1 protein-coding gene is annotated in these 2,570 nt (G+C 49.1%); it reads right to left on the bottom strand.

What is annotated here, in order from left to right:
• Positions 1-239: 239 nt before the first annotated feature.
• Positions 240-2,363, bottom strand: coding sequence for a hypothetical protein (locus tag KDK18_RS01505; protein WP_257252683.1), 2,124 nt, complete (start codon positions 2,361-2,363; stop codon positions 240-242).
• Between the last annotated feature and the right edge of the window lie 207 nt (positions 2,364-2,570).

Below are 2,570 nucleotides of genomic sequence, written 5' to 3'. Positions count from 1 at the left end.
TGCCTAAATGGTCATTCTCCCACGCAAAAAGTATTCCTTACTCTTACACTCTGGGCGCCTTCTACGAGTGGCAACAGAAAGGTAACAGGAGAGCCACAAGGACAGCGTTGCCTGAGGAACCCCTGCAGCCATGAAAGCAGCAATGTTTGATCGTAAGGCTTGTTGGTTCGGAACCTCAGGGCCTGAAAAAGCATGGGAACCCGAGTTTAGCGACACCCTCTCAAGGGACGGGTGTCATTTCAAGGGGTGAGGTCATTGTTCCGGTTTACAGCAACAGGCTTGCGTTTTCGATGTCTTCTTTTGTGATTCGTCAGGTCAAAAGCATTCTTGCAGACAGTCCCGCATGGTCTTTGCAGACCATCCTCTCCGAATACTGTCACATCGCAGGTTTGTGGTCTGCTATGGTCTTTTCTTTTGTGGTTCGACAGGCCTTTGGTATTATCGAAGAGCTTTCCGCATGGCCAAGGTCGGCCATCCTCTCCGATTAGTGTTACGTTGCAGGTTTTTGGCCCGGTATGGTATGTGCTTTTGTGATTCGACAGGCTTGTAGCACTCCTAAGCACCGCCCCACACGGCCGCCGCTGCCCATCCTTCTCAATTACAATTTCCTTACAGGTTTGTTGCCCGGTGTGATCTTTCCTTATATGATCCGACAGGGCCTGATAACTCCTGCAGACCTTCCCGCATGGCTGCTGCTGGCCATCCTCTCCGGCCATGGTCACTTCACAGGTTCGTTTACCACAGTGCATGTTGCTTTTGTGACTCGACAGGGTTTGAACATTCTTGCAGATTGACCCGCACAGTCGCTCCTTGCCATCCTTGCCAACTACGGTTACGTCACAGGTTTGTTGTCCAGTGTGGAAGATTCTCTTGTGATCCGTCAGGGCTTTAGAACTTTTGCAGTTCGCCCCGCATCGGCGACGCTGGCCATCCTCCCGGATCACGGTTAAGTCACAGATCCGCTGCCCACTATGGTGACTGTTTTTGTGAGTTGACAGTGCATTAGCATTCCTGCAGACCGCCCCGCATGGCTGCGGCTGGCCATCCTTCCCAATCACCATCACGATACAGGTTTTTTGCCCGGTATGGTGTCTTCTTTTGTGATGCGACAGTGCATTAGTATTCTCGCAGACCATTCCGCATGGCCGTGGCTGGCCATCCTCCGGGACTACTGTTACGTCACAAGTTTTTTGCCCGGTATGGTATAAACTTTTGTGATTCGACAGGGCTTGAACACTATTGTAGGCCTTTCCGCATGGTCGCTGCTGGCCATCCTTCCCAACCATGGTCACGTAACAGGTTTGTTGCCCGGTGTGGAAACTTCTTTTGTGATAGCTAAGGGCATTATGATTCCGGAAGACCATTCCGCATGGCCATGACTGGCCATCCTCCGCGACTTCTGTTAAGTCACAGGTTTTTTGCCCGGTATGGTATTTGGTTTTGTGAGACAAAAGTGCTTTTTGATTCTTGTAGACTTTCCGGCATTGCCGCAGTTGGACATCCTCGCTGACTAAGATGACGTTGCAGGTTCCTTGCCCGGTAGAGTCAGTTCTGGCTGCCCCTGCACCCATTGAGTCTGCGACCCCGTCTACAGGGCTGCAACGATAGCAGTGTCCATTGGCCTCGTGGGAGCATGGGCTCTCTCCGGAAGTTTCTTCAGTGCAGTATTTCGAACTTTCTTCACAATCTGACACTATGCTATCGGATGAGTTGGAAGATTGCCGGAATCGACAAACACCATTACAGGGATAGATATAACAATTTAAACCCAAAGTATGCAGGTGTTGTTCAGGATCTTCGTTATCGCCGACAGAGCTGGAAAACAGGAGATTGGTGAAATAGCCCGTGATGTGACTGCTGGCTTGTGGGACACGCTGGCCTGATGATTCTGATGGCTGATAATGAGGTTGTTCTTGTTCAGAGCCTGGCATCATAGCGGTGATGACAAGCCGGTGATTTTGACTCGTTTCTTGTTGCCCAATCGGGTTAAACAGCGGTGAGTTGGCGTTCCAATAGCTTTTTAAAAGCCAACTGATAGTGATAACTGCTTCTACAGTTATGTGTGAATAAGGGTTTGAGCATAGAGAGGCGTCTCTGGTACTCAGAATGAGCTCATAAGCAACCAGCAGATCCGTCGCGTAAAGCCATCGCCACGAAATTGATTCTATGAGAGTCGTTTTCACTTCCTGACTGTCAGGTTTGTGTCGTTTTTCATCAGATGATGAGTCTGGTTCTACATTGCCGTTTGTGTCGACAGTGTCTGATGGGTTGCCTGACAATGTTGGTCGGTTAAGCTTAATAGAAAAGTTCTGGTCAGGAAAATCTGTATTCTTTTCAACCTCGATAACAATATGTCTTGCCAACGGTTTAGTCTGGCAGACGACAGAAAACGACAGTAACAGCAGTGCCGCAAAAAGTGATTGTTTAATAATTCTGTCCCTGTCTTCTGGTTTACAGAGAAGAAGGATAGATCAGGAAAACAAGGGTGTTTTTATCTTCTTGGCTCGTTACCATGATCTAGCAGCCTGTCGGACTTAAGCGTCCGTAGCGAGGATTGCAAGAAATTGAGG

This window comes from Endozoicomonas sp. SESOKO3, from assembly GCF_024606255.1.
The sequence above is the reverse complement of the archived record's forward strand: the minus strand, read 5'-3'. Positions and strand labels throughout refer to the sequence as shown.